This window comes from Pseudomonas sp. 06C 126, from assembly GCF_001855215.1.
Lineage (GTDB): Bacteria > Pseudomonadota > Gammaproteobacteria > Pseudomonadales > Pseudomonadaceae > Aquipseudomonas > Aquipseudomonas proteolytica.
The window spans coordinates 230078-246664 of record NZ_MIFU01000001.1; the positions used below are offsets into that span (position 1 = coordinate 230078).

15 protein-coding genes are annotated in these 16587 nt (G+C 60.7%); 5 read left to right on the forward strand and 10 right to left on the reverse strand.

Annotated features, from left to right (window positions below; genetic code table 11):
* Nucleotides 1–122: 122 nt before the first annotated feature.
* From BHC62_RS01095 to BHC62_RS01115, 5 genes are all read right to left on the reverse strand, one after another.
* Nucleotides 123–1091 carry a CDP-6-deoxy-delta-3,4-glucoseen reductase gene (locus BHC62_RS01095; protein ID WP_029289554.1) on the reverse strand — a complete coding sequence of 323 codons (969 nt, stop codon included), beginning with the start codon at nucleotides 1089–1091 and terminating at the stop codon, nucleotides 123–125.
* A complete protein-coding gene (gene ubiD, locus BHC62_RS01100; RefSeq protein WP_029289556.1) occupies nucleotides 1091–2557 on the reverse strand; it encodes a 4-hydroxy-3-polyprenylbenzoate decarboxylase in 1467 nt (488 codons plus the stop codon). Before ubiD ends, BHC62_RS01095 begins: the two co-directional genes overlap by 1 nt.
* Nucleotides 2558–2715: 158 nt before the next feature.
* Nucleotides 2716–3975 carry a transcription termination factor Rho gene (rho, locus tag BHC62_RS01105; protein ID WP_003176825.1) on the reverse strand — a complete coding sequence of 420 codons (1260 nt, stop codon included), beginning with the start codon at nucleotides 3973–3975 and terminating at the stop codon, nucleotides 2716–2718.
* 233 nt (nucleotides 3976–4208) lie between these two features.
* The gene (gene trxA / locus BHC62_RS01110; RefSeq protein ID WP_029289563.1) at nucleotides 4209–4538 is read right to left on the reverse strand and encodes a thioredoxin TrxA; all 330 of its coding nucleotides are present in this window, start codon (nucleotides 4536–4538) and stop codon (nucleotides 4209–4211) included.
* Between the two features lie 120 nt (nucleotides 4539–4658).
* The gene (locus BHC62_RS01115) at nucleotides 4659–5360 is read right to left on the reverse strand and encodes a FadR/GntR family transcriptional regulator (protein ID WP_070994022.1); all 702 of its coding nucleotides are present in this window, start codon (nucleotides 5358–5360) and stop codon (nucleotides 4659–4661) included.
* Between the two features lie 255 nt (nucleotides 5361–5615).
* On the opposite strand from BHC62_RS01115, the gene BHC62_RS01125 reads away from it, so the two are divergent.
* Genes BHC62_RS01125 through BHC62_RS01140 form a run of 4 tightly spaced genes read left to right on the forward strand, consistent with a single transcriptional unit; the run spans nucleotide 5616 to nucleotide 8454 of the window.
* On the forward strand, nucleotides 5616–6401 hold the full coding sequence (locus tag BHC62_RS01125; RefSeq protein ID WP_070994024.1) for a transporter substrate-binding domain-containing protein: 786 nt from the start codon (nucleotides 5616–5618) through the stop codon (nucleotides 6399–6401).
* A 14-nt stretch (nucleotides 6402–6415) separates the two neighbouring features.
* Nucleotides 6416–7087 carry an amino acid ABC transporter permease gene (locus tag BHC62_RS01130; protein WP_029289571.1) on the forward strand — a complete coding sequence of 224 codons (672 nt, stop codon included), beginning with the start codon at nucleotides 6416–6418 and terminating at the stop codon, nucleotides 7085–7087.
* Complete coding sequence (locus BHC62_RS01135) at nucleotides 7080–7730, forward strand: amino acid ABC transporter permease (RefSeq protein ID WP_029289573.1); 651 nt, start codon at nucleotides 7080–7082, stop codon at nucleotides 7728–7730. The genes BHC62_RS01130 and BHC62_RS01135 overlap by 8 nt, the downstream gene beginning before the upstream one ends.
* Nucleotides 7717–8454 carry an amino acid ABC transporter ATP-binding protein gene (locus BHC62_RS01140; protein ID WP_029289575.1) on the forward strand — a complete coding sequence of 246 codons (738 nt, stop codon included), beginning with the start codon at nucleotides 7717–7719 and terminating at the stop codon, nucleotides 8452–8454. The genes BHC62_RS01135 and BHC62_RS01140 overlap by 14 nt, the downstream gene beginning before the upstream one ends.
* On the opposite strand, the gene BHC62_RS01145 is transcribed toward BHC62_RS01140, so the two are convergent.
* From BHC62_RS01145 to BHC62_RS01160, 4 genes are all read right to left on the reverse strand, one after another.
* Complete coding sequence (locus BHC62_RS01145) at nucleotides 8426–8992, reverse strand: hypothetical protein (protein ID WP_070994025.1); 567 nt, start codon at nucleotides 8990–8992, stop codon at nucleotides 8426–8428. The genes BHC62_RS01140 and BHC62_RS01145 overlap by 29 nt on opposite strands.
* 4 nt (nucleotides 8993–8996) lie before the next feature.
* On the reverse strand, nucleotides 8997–11426 hold the full coding sequence (locus BHC62_RS01150; RefSeq protein ID WP_070994076.1) for a fimbria/pilus outer membrane usher protein: 2430 nt from the start codon (nucleotides 11424–11426) through the stop codon (nucleotides 8997–8999).
* A 49-nt stretch (nucleotides 11427–11475) separates the two neighbouring features.
* Entirely contained in the window at nucleotides 11476–12162 is a 687-nt protein-coding gene (locus BHC62_RS01155; RefSeq protein WP_071609990.1) for a fimbria/pilus chaperone family protein, read from the reverse strand.
* 153 nt (nucleotides 12163–12315) lie between these two features.
* Nucleotides 12316–12963, reverse strand: a complete 648-nt coding sequence (locus BHC62_RS01160) for a DUF1120 domain-containing protein (protein ID WP_070994026.1) — start codon at nucleotides 12961–12963, stop codon at nucleotides 12316–12318.
* A 478-nt stretch (nucleotides 12964–13441) separates the two neighbouring features.
* Here BHC62_RS01160 and ppx point away from each other — a divergent pair, with 478 nt between their 5' ends.
* Nucleotides 13442–14944, forward strand: a complete 1503-nt coding sequence (ppx, locus tag BHC62_RS01165) for an exopolyphosphatase (protein ID WP_029289582.1) — start codon at nucleotides 13442–13444, stop codon at nucleotides 14942–14944.
* 55 nt (nucleotides 14945–14999) lie between these two features.
* Here the strand turns inward: ppx and BHC62_RS01170 are convergent, their stop codons facing one another.
* Nucleotides 15000–16406 (reverse strand): amidase family protein, encoded by a 1407-nt coding sequence (locus BHC62_RS01170; RefSeq protein ID WP_070994027.1) that lies wholly within the window; start codon nucleotides 16404–16406, stop codon nucleotides 15000–15002.
* Nucleotides 16407–16587: the final 181 nt, after the last annotated feature.

Genomic DNA, 16587 nt, shown 5'->3' on the forward strand with positions numbered 1-16587 from the left:
ACAATCCCCTGTGGGAACCGGGCCTATGTGGGAGCGGGCTTACCCGCGAATGCGGTGTGTCAGTCAACACATCCAGCGACTGATTCACCGCTTTCGCAGGCAAGCCCACACACCGTTTGAAGTCAGGAGCGTGGTGCGTAGGCAAACACGTCGGCGCGCATCTGGTGTGCATCCATGCCGGCGTTGACCAGCGCATCCAGCGTGCCATAGATCATCGCTGGCGAACCGCTGGCATAGACATGCACGCCCTTGAGGTCGCTGATGTCTTCACACACCGCCTCATGCAACAAGCCACAGCGCCCTTCCCATCCGCACAGGTCACTGACCACTTTGTGCAGGAACAGATTGGGCAATTGCTGCCATTGCTCCCAATGCTCCACCTGATAGAAATCATCCGGTTGGCGCACGCCCCAATACAGGTGCACAGGGTGCTTGAAACCGCTGGCCCGGCAGTGCTCGATCAGGCTGTGCATCTGGGCCATGCCGGTGCCGGCCGCGATCAGCACCAGCGGCCCGTCGGGCAGTTCGGCCAGGTGGGTATCGCCAAACGGCAGCTCGACCCGCGCCATCTGGTTACGCTGCAACTGCTCGATCAGGCTGCGGGCGCTGTCTTCACGCACCAGCACATGCAGTTCCAAATCGCGCCCGGCATGGGGCGCCGAAGCCAGGGAAAACGCCGACTTCTCGCCGTTTTCGCGCTCGATCATCAGGTACTGGCCCGCGTGATAGCGCACCGCCTTGCCGGCCGGTGCCCGCAGGCGCACGCGCCACACGTCGCCCCCCAGGTCCACGCATTCGCTCAACTGGCAGGCAAGTTTGCGCACCGGCAACTCTCCCGGCGCCAGCACGCCATCCCACAGCACGATGCAATCCTCCAAGGGCTCGGCGATGCAGGTATAGAACTCGCCATGATCGCGCACCTCACCGGCTTGTTGCACCCGGCCCTCGACCAACAGGGCCGCGCAGACGTGGCACACCCCATTACGGCACGCCTGCGGGCATTCATAGCCCAGGCGCCGGGCGCCTTCAAGAATCCGCTCGCCGGGCTGCAAGTCGAGGACCGCACCGGAAGGTTGCAGGGTTACACGCATCAATCTATTCCCAATTCTTTCCACATCGCATCGACACGTGCCGTCACCGCTTCGTCCTTGACGATCACCCGGCCCCACTCCCGGGTGGTTTCACCCGGCCACTTGTGAGTGGCATCCAGGCCCATCTTCGAGCCCAGGCCCGACACCGGCGAGGCAAAGTCCAGGTAGTCGATCGGCGTGTTATCGATCATCACCGTGTCGCGCTTGGGGTCCATGCGCGTGGTGATGGCCCAGATCACGTCGTTCCAGTCCCGGGCATTGATGTCGTCGTCGGTGACAATAACGAACTTGGTATACATGAACTGTCGCAAAAACGACCACACACCGAGCATGACGCGCTTGGCATGGCCCGGGTACGACTTCTTCATGGTCACGATGGCCATGCGGTACGAGCAGCCTTCCGGCGGCAGGTAGAAGTCGGTGATTTCCGGGAACTGCTTCTGCAGGATCGGCACGAACACTTCGTTCAGCGCCACACCGAGGATCGCCGGTTCATCAGGCGGCCGGCCCGTGTAGGTGCTGTGGTAGATCGGTTTGACCCGGTGGGTGATGCGCTCGACGGTGAACACCGGGAAGCTGTCGACTTCATTGTAGTAGCCGGTGTGGTCGCCATACGGGCCTTCATCGGCCATCTCGCCCGGATGAATCACGCCTTCAAGGATGATTTCGGCGGTGGCCGGTACTTGCAGGTCGTTGCCACGGCACTTCACCAGCTCGGTGCGGTTGCCGCGCAGCAGGCCGGCAAAGGCGTATTCGGACAGGCTGTCGGGCACCGGCGTCACGGCGCCGAGGATCGTCGCCGGGTCGGCCCCCAGGGCCACGGAAACCGGGAACGGCTGGCCCGGGTGCTTTTCGCACCACTCACGGAAATCCAGCGCCCCACCACGGTGGCTCAACCAACGCATGATCACCTTGTTGCGGCCGATCACTTGCTGGCGGTAGATGCCCAGGTTCTGGCGGTCCTTGTTCGGGCCCTTGGTGACGGTCAGGCCCCAGGTGATCAGCGGGCCGACGTCGCCGGGCCAGCAGGTCTGCACCGGGAGCATCGCCAGGTCGACATCATCGCCTTCGATGACCACTTCCTGGCATACCGCGTCCTTGACCACCTTGGGCGCCATGGCAATGATCTTGCGAAAGATCGGCAGCTTCGACCACGCGTCCTTCAGGCCCTTGGGCGGCTCGGGCTCCTTGAGGAACGCCAGCAGCTTGCCGATTTCGCGCAGTTCGCTGACCGACTCGGCGCCCATGCCGAATGCCACCCGGTCGGGCGTGCCGAACAGGTTGCCGAGCACCGGGATATCAAAGCCTGTGGGGTTCTCGAACAGCAGCGCCGGGCCCTTGTTGCGCAAGGTGCGGTCGCAAATCTCAGTCATTTCCAGGACCGGGGACACCGGCACCTGAATACGTTTCAACTCTCCGCGCTGCTCAAGTTGCTGCACGAAATCCCGAAGATCCTTGAATTTCATTAACCATGCCACCCGTAAAATAGGCGTACATCCTACCTGCTCTGAGGGCGGCTGGCAGCCCTATCGGCGGCGCAATTGCCGGCCGGGTGTCGTTAAAAACCCCAGGCAAAAAAATGGCGCCCCTGGGGGCGCCATTCTTTCGGACCTGAAACGCAGTATTACTTGCGTTTCATCGACAGGAAGAACTCGTCGTTGGTCTTGGTGGTTTTCAGCTTGTCGATCAGGAACTCGATGGCAGCGACTTCGTCCATCGGGTGCAGCAGCTTGCGCAGGATCCACATGCGCTGCAGTTCGTCGTCGGCCGTCAGCAACTCTTCGCGGCGGGTGCCGGAGCGGTTGATGTTGATGGCCGGGAACACACGCTTTTCAGCGATGCGACGGTCCAGAGGCAGCTCCATGTTGCCGGTACCCTTGAACTCTTCGTAGATCACTTCGTCCATCTTCGAGCCGGTTTCAACCAGCGCGGTGGCGATAATGGTCAGCGAGCCGCCTTCTTCGATGTTACGCGCGGCGCCGAAGAAACGTTTCGGCTTCTCCAGGGCGTGGGCATCGACACCACCGGTGAGCACTTTGCCGGAGCTCGGGATCACGGTGTTGTAGGCACGGGCCAGACGGGTGATGGAGTCGAGCAGGATCACCACGTCCTTCTTGTGTTCGACCAGGCGCTTGGCCTTCTCGATCACCATTTCGGCAACCTGCACGTGGCGGGTTGGCGGCTCATCGAACGTCGAGGCAACCACTTCGCCGCGCACGGTGCGCTGCATTTCGGTCACTTCTTCCGGACGCTCATCGATCAGCAGCACGATCAGGTGAACTTCAGGATTGTTACGCGCGATGTTCGCTGCAATGTTCTGCAGCATGATGGTCTTACCGGCTTTCGGCGGCGCGACGATCAGGCCACGCTGGCCTTTGCCGATCGGGGCGCACAGGTCGATCACACGACCGGTCAAGTCTTCGGTGGAACCGTTGCCGGCTTCCATCTTCATGCGCACGGTTGGGAACAGCGGCGTCAGGTTCTCGAAGAGAATCTTGTTCTTCGCGTTCTCCGGGCGATCGAAGTTGATCGTGTCGACCTTGAGCAGGGCGAAATAACGCTCGCCTTCCTTTGGAGGGCGGATCTTGCCAACGATGGTGTCACCGGTGCGCAAGTTGAAGCGACGGATCTGGCTCGGCGAGACGTAGATATCGTCTGGGCCGGCGAGATAGGAGGCGTCTGCAGAGCGGAGAAAGCCGAAGCCGTCCTGGAGAATCTCCAGCACGCCATCACCGGAGATTTCCTCGCCGCTTTTCGCGTGCTTTTTCAGCAGGGAGAAAATCACGTCCTGCTTGCGCGAACGGGCCATATTTTCTATGCCCATTTCTTCGGCCAGTTGGAGCAGGTCGGTAATCGGCTTTTGCTTGAGTTCAGTCAGATTCATATAGGAATGACGTAATCATTTATAGAGGGGGGGAATTAAGCTTTTGGCTTAATGAGGCCGCGCCGCAGAGAAGGCGACAGGATCGCGTACTAATCGAAAGGAATGCGTCGGCGACGGCTTGCAGGGGGCAGTGGAGAAACCAGTGCGGGGCCGAATGTACCACCTGAATTTCAGAGCGTCTAGCCCTGCTTTACGAAAAAGCCCCGCAATTTGCGGGGCTTTTTTTACGACGCTTAGATGTTGGCGTCGAGGAATGCGGCCAGTTGCGACTTCGACAGTGCGCCAACCTTGGTGGCTTCGACGTTGCCGTTCTTGAACAGCATCAGGGTCGGGATACCACGTACGCCGTGCTTGGCCGGGGTTTCCTGGTTCTCGTCGATGTTCAGCTTGGCAATGGTCAGTTTGCCTTCGTAGGTGGTTGCGATGTCGTCCAGGACCGGAGCGATCATTTTGCAAGGACCGCACCACTCAGCCCAGTAGTCAACCAGCACCGGGCCCTGGGCCTGCAGTACTTCGGCCTCAAAGGTCGCGTCGGTGACGTGCTTGATAAGATCGTTGCTCATGGATGTCTCCGGGTTGTAAGCAAAAAAAACGTTGCCCATCATAGCTGCCCTTCCTTCGTTCAGGAAGCCGCCGCTGATTGACTCTTGCTATCGAATGCCATCATTTTGGGTATTACCGATTCAGGATGTTACCGGTGTGACAAAGGCGATGCCCGTGCGCAAGGCAGCGTTACGCACGTGCTCCTGCATGGCTTTTTGCGCCGCCGCGCTGCTGCGCCGGGCCAGCGCACGGAGGATCTTGCGGTGCTCCTGCCAGGTTTCCATCGCCCGCTCCGGTCGGATGAACGGTAGTTTCTGGCTTTCCAGAAACACCTCGGCACTGGCGCTGAGGATGCTCACCATCGCCTGATTGCCACTGGCCAACAGAATGCGCTGGTGAAAAGCGAAGTCCAGCCGCGCGGCGGCCTCGAAATCACCGGCCTTGAGCTCCCGGCGCATGGCCTGGACATTGTCTTCGAGCCAATCCAGTTCCCCGGTGGTCAGCGTCATGGCCGCCAGCCCCGCCGCAAACCCCTCCAGGGCATAGCGCAACTGGAAGATATCCAGCGGGCTGGCCTGGGCCGTAAACGGCCAGGCCACGCCGTTTATCTCGGCTGCCGGCGGCGCCTGCACAAATACGCCCTTGCCCGGTTGCACACTGACCAGCCCCAGTGCGCTGAGCGACGACAAGGCCTCGCGCAAGGAAGCACGACTGACCCCCAATTGCATCGCCAGGTCCCGCTGCGAAGGCAAGGCATCGCCGGGGCCGAAGCCCTGCTCCTTGATCAGTTTGCGGATAGCTTGCAAGGCCGCTTCCGGTACGGCTTGGGCGATGGAATACATGGAAAACCCGAGGTTTCAGTCAACAGTGGGCCTAGTTGTAAAGCTATTCTCGGCAGCCGGCAAGCCACGCCCCAAAGGGGCTCGCGCGGTTTTGCCGACGCTCGAAAAGGGTGCGAAACCAGACCTGACTGTTCAGACCAGTCAGACCGCCGCACGCCTCGTAAAACCTGCCTTGCAGGCGTTTCAAAGCACCATGGCACGGGCTGTGCACTGGCAACACTCAGAAAATCCCTTCGCCCTTTTCGGAGAGTTGCCATGACCAAGCGTTGCAGCGTCCTGCTCACTGCCTTGTTTGCCAGCCTGATGCTCAGCCAGGCACCTGCCCAGGCCAATGGCCTGGACGATATCGTCGCCCGTGGCACCCTCAAGGTTGCCGTACCCCAGGACTTCCCACCATTCGGTTCGGTGGGCCCGGACATGAAACCACGCGGCCTGGACATCGACACCGCCAAATTGCTGGCCGAGCAACTCAAGGTCAAACTGGAGCTGACCCCGGTCAACAGCACCAACCGCATCCCGTTCCTCACCACCGGCAAAGTGGACCTGGTGATTTCCAGCCTGGGCAAGAACCCGGATCGCGAAAAGGTCATCGACTTTTCCAAGGCCTACGCGCCGTTCTATCTCGCAGTGTTCGGCCCTCCTGACGCGGCCATTGCAAGCCTCGATGACCTCAAGGGCAAGACCATCAGCGTGACCCGCGGCGCCATTGAAGATATCGAGTTGAGCGCCGTCGCCCCCAAGGAAGCCACGATCAAGCGCTTCGAAGACAACAACTCGACCATCGCCGCCTACCTCGCCGGCCAGGTGGACCTGATCGCCAGTGGCAACGTGGTGATGGTGGCGATCAGCGAGCGCAACCCCAAGCGTGTGCCGGCGCTGAAGGTCAAGCTCAAGGATTCGCCGGTGTATGTCGGGGTGAACAAAAACGAGCCGGCACTGCTGGAGAAGGTCAACCAGATCCTGGTCAGCGCCAAGGCTGATGGCAGCCTGGAAAAAAACGCGATGCAGTGGCTGAAAGAACCATTGCCTGCAGATCTCTGAAGCGGAGCTGATTGATGGCCTATCAATTCGACTTTGCGCCGGTGCTGGCCAATACCGACCTCCTGTTGCGCGGCGCGTTGTTCACCCTGGAACTGACCGCCATCGGCGCCATCCTGGGGGTGGCGCTGGGGATTGTCGGCGCCGTGGTGCGCGCATGGAAAATCCAGCCGTTTTGCTGGTTCTTCGGGGTGTATGTCGAGTTGATTCGCAACACACCGTTCCTGGTGCAGTTGTTTTTTATCTTCTTCGGCCTGCCGTCCCTGGGCCTGCAGATTTCCGAATGGCAAGCGGCGGTGTTGGCGATGGTGATCAACCTGGGCGCCTATTCCACGGAGATCATCCGGGCCGGCATCCAAGCGATTCCCCGCGGGCAACTGGAAGCGGCGGCAGCGCTGGCGATGACACGTTTTGAAGCGTTCCGCCACGTGGTGCTACTGCCGGCGCTGGGCAAGGTCTGGCCGGCCCTGAGCAGCCAGATCATCATCGTGATGCTCGGTTCGGCGGTGTGCTCGCAGATCGCCACTGAAGAACTGAGCTTTGCCGCCAACTTTATCCAGTCGCGCAACTTCCGCGCCTTTGAAACCTACGCGCTGACCACGCTGGTGTACCTGTGCATGGCGCTGATGATCCGCCAGTTGCTCAATTGGATCGGCCGTCGCTATGTGATGAGGAACAGCCATGAGTGATTTTTCGTTCTGGGACATCGTGCGCAACCTGCTGACCGGCCTGCAGTGGACGTTGCTGTTGTCGCTGGTGGCGTTTATCGGCGGTGGGCTGATCGGTCTGCTGGTAATGACCCTGCGCATCAGCAAAAAAGCGTTGCCGCGCAATATTGCCCGCACCTATATAGAACTGTTCCAGGGCACGCCGCTGCTGATGCAGCTGTTCCTAGTGTTCTTCGGCATCGCCTTGCTGGGGATCGATATCTCGCCGTGGCTGGCCGCCGCGATTGCCTTGACCCTGTTTACCAGCGCCTACCTGGCCGAGATCTGGCGCGGCTGTGTCGACTCCATTGCCCATGGCCAATGGGAAGCCTCCGCCAGCCTGGCGCTCAACCCTTATGAGCAACTGCGCTATGTGATCCTGCCCCAGGCCCTGCGTATTGCCGTGGCGCCAACGGTGGGTTTCTCGGTGCAGGTGGTCAAGGGCACAGCGGTGACGTCGATCATCGGCTTCACCGAACTGACCAAGACCGGCGGCATGCTCGCCAATGCCACCTTCGAGCCCTTCATGGTCTACGGCCTGGTTGCACTCGGTTACTTCCTGCTCTGCTACCCCTTGTCCCTCAGTGCCCGCTACCTGGAAAGGAGACTGCATGCCTCTGCTTAGAATATCCGCGCTGCATAAGTATTACGGCGATCACCATGTGCTCAAGGGCATCGATCTGACGGTCGAGGAAGGCCAGGTGGTGGCGATCATTGGCCGCAGTGGCTCGGGAAAGTCCACCTTGCTGCGCACCCTCAATGGCCTGGAGTCAATCAACGACGGGGTGATTGAAGTCGATGGCGAATACCTCGACGCGGCCCGAGCCGACCTGCGCAGCCTGCGGCAGAAAGTCGGCATGGTGTTCCAGCAGTTCAATCTGTTCCCCCATTTGACCGTGGGTGAAAACGTCATGCTCGCGCCCCAGGTCGTGCAAAAAGTACCCAAGGCCAAGGCCACGCAACTGGCGCGGCAGATGCTCGACCGTGTCGGGCTGGGGGAAAAGTTCGATGCATTTCCCGATCGCCTGTCTGGCGGCCAACAGCAGCGGGTGGCCATTGCCCGCGCCCTGGCAATGTCGCCCAAGGTATTGCTGTGCGATGAAATCACCTCGGCGCTGGACCCGGAGTTGGTCAATGAAGTGCTCAGCGTAGTGCGCCAACTGGCCAAGGACGGCATGACGCTGATCATGGTGACCCATGAGATGCGCTTTGCCCGGGAAGTGGGCGACAAACTGGTGTTTATGCACCAGGGCAAAGTGCACGAGGTGGGCGACCCGAAAACCCTGTTCGCCCAACCGCGCACCGCCGAACTGGCCAACTTCATTGGCTCGGTGGAACAGCCGGGCTGATACTCACCCCCAGTGGCATCCACTCAACCTGCACCCGCCCTTCGAGGGTGGTTTCGCGGCGCACAGAGAAAGCCTCCACCGGCAAGTAAGGGTCGATCTCAAGGTGGGCCGATAGCCGTCGGCCTGCCACCGGGACACCCGCCGCGCGGGCGATCAGGACCTGCCCGGGCATAAGGTGTTCGCTGACAGCCACGGACAGCGCACCCTCGGCGATCAGATCCACGGATCGCCCATCAACATGGGCGTGCCTGATACCCAGGGCAAAGGCGCCATCGCCGCCAAACCGAAAGCCCAGCCCTCCCGCAGGCGAGCCGCTGAACCGCAGTGCCATGGGAGCAGGATCGACACAGACCACGTTCAGCAACACCGTCCGCCGGCCCAGCGACTGCGCGCCTGCGTGCCCATCCAGCCCTTGCCCATGGCGCAAGACGCCGTAGTCCACCCGAGGCTGGCTCAGCGCTACCTGACACGTCGCGACGCTGGCCTCACTGGCCAGTAACGCCATCACAAACAACAAGCACCGAGAGAGGCTGCCCATCGACTTACAACCCACGGCAGGTAGCCGAGGCGGTTTCATACAATTTGTCATTGGAAGGCTCTGACTCAAGGTTCAGTTGCAACAGGCAGGGCGTCGTCGAGTCAGGCAACTCGACACTCAGGATTTGCTGGGGCTCGCTGTCATTCAGGAAGATCAGCCCTTCGCCCACCACGCTGGTCAGGAAAGCCTTGTCCGCTCCAAACACCGCAGCCCCCTGGGGTAACGCACGCCCACGCTGGTCATGAGCGGTCAACAGCACGCGGCGTGCACTGACCACCTTGAACTCCACGGTATTGAACGACCCGCGTGCGGCAGCGAGGGTGTGGGTGCCGTTCTTGAGGTCGACATGCTTGGGCAGGGATTGGGTCTGCACCTCCAGGTGGGTGTTGCTGTAGGCCGGCAACCCTGGGATGACCGCATGACCGCGATAGTCGGTCCAGACCGGGCCCTGGGGCGTGGAGACCTTGGCGCCCGCGATATTCCCCACCGACAGCAGGCCGAACGTGTCCTGTACCGCATAGGGCGAAAAGGACACCCCCTGCCCATGGGCGACCACGGCGCCCTGCAGTTGCCCGGTGTAGCTGGTGCCTGATGCTTCCCGGCTCATTCCGGCGCCGATGCGGGTGTAGCGCGGCATGACGTCGACCCGCCCATACACCGATTGCTGGCGCTCACTCAGGTCGCGTTCGGCGCCGACCTCATAGTCCACATACTCGTTGACCCGTTCCGACAGCGCGGTGCCGACATCGGAGCGACCGTTGCGCCGACTCGCAAAAGAGGTGAGGCGACGACTCTCGCCGAAGGGCACGCTGACTTGCAGGCGCAGTGACACGCCTTGCGAGGGGAGTTGCTCATTGGCCGCATAACGGCGCTTGCGCCGACGGGAGGGGCCTGTCTGAGAATCGGCGACCAGGGCGACATCAACCTCATTGAAGCGCTTGTTCCACGACGCAAATACATGCTCGGCGCCTTGCCCATCAAACTGCCGGTTGCGCGAATAGCTGAGGGAGAACGCGCCCAAAACCGGCTCGGCCCAACTTATGCCGGCGGTGTACTGGTGTTGGAACCTTGCGCCCAGGGCATCCCGAGTCGATGCCATGCCGGCCTCCAGCACATCACGATAACCCTGGCTCTGGGTGGTGACGCTCAGGTTGACTTCAACCCCCGCGCCCAAAGGGCTGCCCAACGACACGGCGCTGCGCGTCCCGCCCACTGCGTAGACTTTGTCTCGCGAGCGGTTGTGCCGTGCCGCAACCGTGACCCGCTGGAAAAAGACACGGCTCAATGTACCGCCAGCCGCGTGATAGTCATCGGTACCCAGCACACCGAGCCCCAGGGAGGTGCCTGCGCCCAGGCCCCAAGTGCCACTGCCCATCGCCACCACCGGCGACTCCCGGCCATTGGCGAGGGTTTCCCGCACTTTGCCCAGGGCAAAGTCGAAGCCCGGCGCCACCGGCACTTGAGCACCAAAAGACGCGGCGGGCACCACGAAGTTGCGCTTGCCACCCCGTGTACCGATGACACTCACGTCCAGGTCACTGGTGCCATTGAGCAGGGGCAGGCCTGTCAGGCTGAAGGGCCCTTCGGGCACCAGGGTCGAATAAATCAGCACGCCGGACTGGCGCACCTCGACCCTCGCCTGGCTGTGGGCCAAGCCTTCAACCACGACGCCGTTGGAACTCCCCAGGCGCGCAACACCATCCGGGAAGAGCTGCAGGCCCGAGAGTTGGAGGCCGCCAAACACCGGGCTGCGGCTGGAAATCTGGCCCACCTGGAAGGTCGACTGCAAGGCCGCGAAATCGCGCTGGGCATAGGCATATACGTGTTCACTACGGCCCCTGCCGTTATCGGAAATATAGAACTGTCGACTGCGCACCACCCAGTTGCCCAGGTTGAATCCCGCCTCGGTGTAGGCCGAGACAAAACGACTGGAGCCATCGCGCGCATGGCTGTCGAAGCCCAGCACATCGTAGTTGAGCATGGCGGCCGTCCCGCCCTGGCTGAAGCTGCCCACCTCCCACTCTGGCTCGCGCAACGATTGCGTGGGCACCACCAGGGACACTTCGTCACTGCCGGGGCGCAACCTGACGAGCGTCGCCGGGAATTCGCCAAGAAAGTCGTGACACGCCTGCTCAGCCGTCACGCCAGCCTGCAGGACCGCCGACGGCACCCGCAAACCCGCCTTGTCCAGCAGCCCGCGGGTAAAACACAGCTGCCCTTGATAGTCGAAACGCGCATCGACCAGCCCCAACGCCGTGCCATTGACCCGCAGCCCGACCACCTGTACGCCCTCGCGAAAGCGCGCAGCGCTGCGAAAGTACTCCGAGACTTTTGGATCAATGCCGTGCGTGGTCAGGGCGGCCAGATCAAACCCGTCGCCCAACTGGATGGCCTGCGCGTCCCCCTGGACCCCGAATAGGGTTGCCAGGCCCATGAACAGCCCCGAGCAACACGCACCGCCGGCCCCTTTGCCCACCGCCCGCTCAAACCCCATGGTCGGTGACATCTGCTTGATAGCTGTCGACACTGAACCCGTACACCGTCGCGGGCTGCAGAACCACCGAGGTGACATCGGACTGCGGCCCGTGGGTATCGACCACCAGTACTTCACCCGGCAGGACATAGCTGCGCGGCAGGGTCGCCAGTTGCTTGCCGGGCAACAGTTGCACCTCCAGCGCCAGGCGCACCACATATGCGCTGTCGTTATGCACAACCAAGCCGCCGCCCTGGCGTTTCCACTTCAACAACTCCCAGGGTGCCTGGTGCCTGGCCAACCCCCTGGGGTGCAGGATCAGTGGCAGGTTCTGCCGCAAGGTAATGCCAATGGTCGTACCACCGGGGCTACGTGCCTGGGGAATCCCTTCAAAGGACACACGTTTCAACCGCTGGGTCTTGAGCGGCGCCCCAGCCGTGCTGATAAAACGCACGAGCTGGGTTTCACCTGCCTCGACCCGGGTAATCGGCGGCGTGACTATCAACAATGGCTCTTGATCTTCAGGAATGTTTTCAATCACCGAGTGAAGTAACGCGGGCCCCGGGTCGGTGTTCTTGATATTGATCGTCGCTTCACCGTCTTCTTCATATAGCACCACGACCGTTGTTTCGGGCTGCATGCCATCGGCGACCGTAATGCCACTTGCGCATAACAACAAACCGGCACACCAGAACAGCGTCACACTTGCTTTCAAAAAACAACTCACCGTGGTTTCTCCGCAACAACCCAGACAAACAGCAAGAAAATAAACAGCCATGCAAAAGCAGCCGACAAGTTACGAAAGCGTTATGAAAACTTCCGTTTCAATATCGGCTGCTTTTATAAGTCCTTAGATGTAACTAAGTACTAAAGTAGCGCGGCCATCCAGCGTGACATCACGGGTCAGGTCCAAGTCCTGTGCCCTGTTGATGACCGCCTTCACCGCAATCACCCCTGTCAGCTGGGAGATTGACGCGGGGGTAACGGTAGAGCCGTTACGCCACGAATACTGGCTGGGTGCCTGCGCGACTTTCCCGTCGCTGTTCTGCCAGGCGCCGGTGCTGACCCGCATGATCGGGTTCAACACGACACCTGAAGACCTCAGGTCCCTGAGCGTGACCGAGTACCCTCCGGTACGCCGGGACGATACAGCGCCCAGCCCGAAGTTCTGCGCCTCGGTATAGCCAGTGCCGAGGATCCCGGTGACCTTGCTGCCTGCCTGCAGGTCAGTCAGGGCCAGGGCGAACTTGGCCGGGGTAGTGCCGCAGTTGACGGCCACCGACGTGGTTTTCTCTTCACGGGGGTTGAAGGCGGTCTGGGACAGTTCACCGGAGCGAATGGTCCCGTAGTCGATGATGCCACCGCCGCCCAGGCTCAGATTGCAGGCTGTGGGGGTGATCGTCCCGCGTACGACCAGTTGCGCAACGTTTGTTGCTTGAGCGCCAATACTGGCTGCCAGACAAATAATGCCTACTGTCAAACCTACTGCTTTTTTCATGATCGACCTGTCGTTGAAAAGTGTCAGGCATTATTTATCCGAGCGGAGATTCTGTTCTCCATTATTAGTTCATCCTTGAAACACAAAGCATAGATAAATAACACCACGGCTTGATTGCCGAATGACAGTTTCGCCCCTGGGCCCACTCAATAAATATAAGACAACACCTTAAACCCTGTGAGACTCATAAAAAACAACTGTCCCTTTTACTAACCCCCCAAGTAGTCCGGAACAAGTTATGGTCCAGCACATTTACGTGAATAATGTAGGAAATAACATAAAAAGCCCAAGTCGCAAAAAATCGTGCAACTTCCTTCACGGACCAAGAGTGATGTCATCGGTCATACGGAAATTTGCCCTACATTTCCTACAAAATTTGATCGAGAGCAGGGGTAGGACAAATCACCAAGCACTACGCGTTGGCGTCAGCGTTTGATCGTGGCACGATGGCGAGGTTATCGACCGAGATCCCCTAACCATGCCGCAATCCCAAGCCAAGAATCTGTCCTTGATCGCCGCCATCGACCTGGGCTCCAACAGCTTTCATATGGTCGTGGCCAAGGCCCAGAACGGTGAGATCCGCATCCTTGAGCGACTCGGCGAAAAGGTACAACTGGCTGCCGGCATCGACGACGAGCGCAAGCTCAACGAAGAGTCCATGCAACGCGGGCTCGATTGCCTCAAGCGCTTTGCCCAACTGATCAATGGCATGCCCCAGGGCGCCGTGCGTATCGTCGGCACCAACGCATTGCGCGAAGCGCGCAACCGTGGCGAATTCATCCGCCGCGCCGAGGAGATCCTCGGGCACCCGGTGGAAGTCATCTCCGGCCGTGAAGAAGCGCGCCTGATCTACCTCGGCGTTTCCCACACGCTGGCCGACACCCCTGGCAAGCGTCTGGTGGCGGACATTGGCGGCGGCAGCACCGAGTTCATCATCGGCCAGCGCTTCGAACCGTTGCTGCGTGAGAGCCTGCAAATGGGCTGCGTCAGCTACACCCAGCGTTATTTCAAGGACGGCAAGATCACCCCGGCCCGCTACGCCCAGGCGTATACGGCGGCGCGGCTGGAGATCATGAGCATCGAGCATGCCTTGCATCGCCTGACCTGGGATGAAGCCATCGGCTCATCCGGCACCATCCGCGCCATCGGCCTGGCCCTGAAGGCTGGCGGCCATGGCACTGGTGAGGTGAATGCCGAAGGCCTGGCGTGGCTCAAGCGCAAGCTGTTCAAGCTCGGTGATGCCGATAAAATCGACTTCGAGGGCATCAAGCCTGATCGCCGGACTATCTTCCCGGCCGGCCTGGCGATCCTTGAAGCCATCTTCGACGCCCTCGAACTGCAGCGTATGGACCATTGCGATGGTGCGCTGCGTGAAGGCGTGCTCTATGACCTGCTGGGCCGTCATCATCATGAAGACGTGCGTGAGCGCACCCTGGGCTCGCTGATGGAGCGCTACCACGTCGACCTGGAACAAGCGGCACGGGTCGAGCGCAAGGCGCTGCATGCCTTTGACCAGGTCGCCGAGGATTGGGAGCTTGAAGAAGGGGTCTGGCGGGAGCTGCTGGGCTGGGCGGCCAAGGTCCATGAAGTGGGGCTGGATATCGCCCACTACCATTACCATAAGCACGGCGCGTACCTGATCGAGCACTCTGACCTGGCGGGTTTTTCCCGGGAAGACCAGCAGATGCTGGCGTTGCTGGTGCGCGGTCATCGCCGCAATATTCCCAGGGACAAGTTCGCCGAATTCGGCGCCGAGGGCATCAAGCTGATTCGCCTGTGTGCCCTGCTGCGCTTTGCGATTCTGTTCCATCACATTCGCGGCACCCACCAGATGCCGCAGGTCACCCTGCACGCCCGTGGCGACAGCCTGGATGTGGTGTTCCCCGAAAATTGGCTGGATGAACACCCCTTGACCCAGGCGGATTTTGCCCAGGAGGCCGAATGGCTGACACGGGTAGGCTTTACCCTGAACGTCCACTGACCTGGCAACGCACCGGATGCCTGGCTGGCGTCCGGTGCGCGACTTCACGACGCCCCTAAACGCTCGAGGTCTGTGGCACACCCGGCTTGAAGGCCGGCTCCTGGATAGCCTGGGAAGCCTGTTCATAGCCATAGGCAATCGAAAGCAACGTGGCCTCGCTGTTGCCCGTACCACACAAGTGAATCGCGGTCGGCATCCCCTCCTCATCCATACCCGAAGGCACCGATATACCGGGGTAACCTGCTGCGGCGGCGCCGTAGTAACTGTGTGAGTGGAAGTTCGACACAATGGCATCGAGCTTGTGTTCATTGAGCGGCTTGTCGAGAGCGTTGCTGAACGTGGGGATAACGGATGCCCACAGGCTCTCGCGCTGCTCATCCGTCAGCTGCAGGCCGTTGATAAAGGCCAGCAGATCCTGGTCAGGCTCCCCCGGCCGCCTGTCGCGCTCATTGAATGCAATCAGCTCAGACAACGACTTCACGGGCAACCCTTCCCGTGTGGCCAGGTACGCTTCCAGTCTCGGCTTGATGCCGGCAATAAGCGCGGCGTTGTATTGATGGTAGGTTTGCTGCGATACATCAGCATCCGGCGCGGTGATCGGCACCATGACGGCACCCTTGGACGCCAGGAGTTGGATAGCGTCCTCAAAATGCTTTTTGTCCGCGCGCATGGCCGGATCCCTGGCTTCTTCTTGCGTCAACTCGGGCACTGGGGTGTAGCCGATCCGCTTGCCCTGCAAGGCATCCGGCTTCAGCCCGGCAGTGTAGACGGTTGTTTGTGTCATGGCGTTCAGCGCTTCGCCGGCATCGCGTATGTTGCGCGTGAACGTGCCCACCGCGTCCAGCCTCGAACTGGTCATCACGCCCTCGGTGCTCACCAGCCCGGCCGTTGTTTTTACCCCGAACACACCGTTGTAGGCCGCCGGGGCAATGATCGAACCATTGGTCTCGACCCCCAATGCCAGTGGGACATGCCCCTGGGCAACCGCCACCGCCGAACCGGAACTCGAACCCGCCACCTGCCCTCCCAGCCGATGCGGGTTGAGGGTTTGCCCGCCACGGGAACTCCATCCGTCAACCGGCACGTCGGAGCGAAAGTTGGACAGCTCGCTCATGTTGGTTTTGCCCACGATGACCGCACCCGCGTTGAGCAAGTTATCCACAACCTTGGCGTTTTTTTTCGTCGGTAATCCCACCAACGCACGGGAACCCGCGCTGGTCTGCATTTTCCCACTGGTTTCAAAGACATCCTTCAGAGCGATCGGAACGCCATGCAAAAAACCGCGCACGTTACCGTTGGCACGCTCCAGGTCACGCGCTTTTGCCTGCTCACGGGCATCAGGATTGACTTCAAGAAACGCATTGCCGCCCTGCAAACCCTGGTCGATATTGGCGATGCTTTTCAGCGAATCCTTTACCAGGGCCTCTGAAGTGACCGTCGCCTGGCTCATGCCCGACGCCATCACGTGCGCGCTGCGATAATCCTTTGGCGGCGAAGTGAACGCATCAAGTAGCCCCGTACCTCCCACTCCCATTCCTACGACTGGCCCCATCATTGAAACTCCTTAGCTGTCACCGGCTATCGTCTGATAGCCCGGTGTCAGTCTAGGAATGGAAAGAGGCGGCTCCCAACCTGGCATATCT

Coding starts and splice junctions, on each gene's coding strand:
- BHC62_RS01095 (WP_029289554.1), bottom strand. CDS start 1,091: ATGCGTGTAACCCTGCAACCTTCCGGTGCGGTCCTCGACTTGCAGCCC.
- ubiD (WP_029289556.1), bottom strand. CDS start 2,557: ATGAAATTCAAGGATCTTCGGGATTTCGTGCAGCAACTTGAGCAGCGC.
- rho (WP_003176825.1), bottom strand. CDS start 3,975: ATGAATCTGACTGAACTCAAGCAAAAGCCGATTACCGACCTGCTCCAA.
- trxA (WP_029289563.1), bottom strand. CDS start 4,538: ATGAGCAACGATCTTATCAAGCACGTCACCGACGCGACCTTTGAGGCC.
- BHC62_RS01115 (WP_070994022.1), bottom strand. CDS start 5,360: ATGTATTCCATCGCCCAAGCCGTACCGGAAGCGGCCTTGCAAGCTATC.
- BHC62_RS01125 (WP_070994024.1), top strand. CDS start 5,616: ATGACCAAGCGTTGCAGCGTCCTGCTCACTGCCTTGTTTGCCAGCCTG.
- BHC62_RS01130 (WP_029289571.1), top strand. CDS start 6,416: ATGGCCTATCAATTCGACTTTGCGCCGGTGCTGGCCAATACCGACCTC.
- BHC62_RS01135 (WP_029289573.1), top strand. CDS start 7,080: ATGAGTGATTTTTCGTTCTGGGACATCGTGCGCAACCTGCTGACCGGC.
- BHC62_RS01140 (WP_029289575.1), top strand. CDS start 7,717: ATGCCTCTGCTTAGAATATCCGCGCTGCATAAGTATTACGGCGATCAC.
- BHC62_RS01145 (WP_070994025.1), bottom strand. CDS start 8,992: ATGGGCAGCCTCTCTCGGTGCTTGTTGTTTGTGATGGCGTTACTGGCC.
- BHC62_RS01150 (WP_070994076.1), bottom strand. CDS start 11,426: ATGGGCCTGGCAACCCTATTCGGGGTCCAGGGGGACGCGCAGGCCATC.
- BHC62_RS01160 (WP_070994026.1), bottom strand. CDS start 12,963: ATGAAAAAAGCAGTAGGTTTGACAGTAGGCATTATTTGTCTGGCAGCC.
- ppx (WP_029289582.1), top strand. CDS start 13,442: ATGCCGCAATCCCAAGCCAAGAATCTGTCCTTGATCGCCGCCATCGAC.
- BHC62_RS01170 (WP_070994027.1), bottom strand. CDS start 16,406: ATGGCGTCGGGCATGAGCCAGGCGACGGTCACTTCAGAGGCCCTGGTA.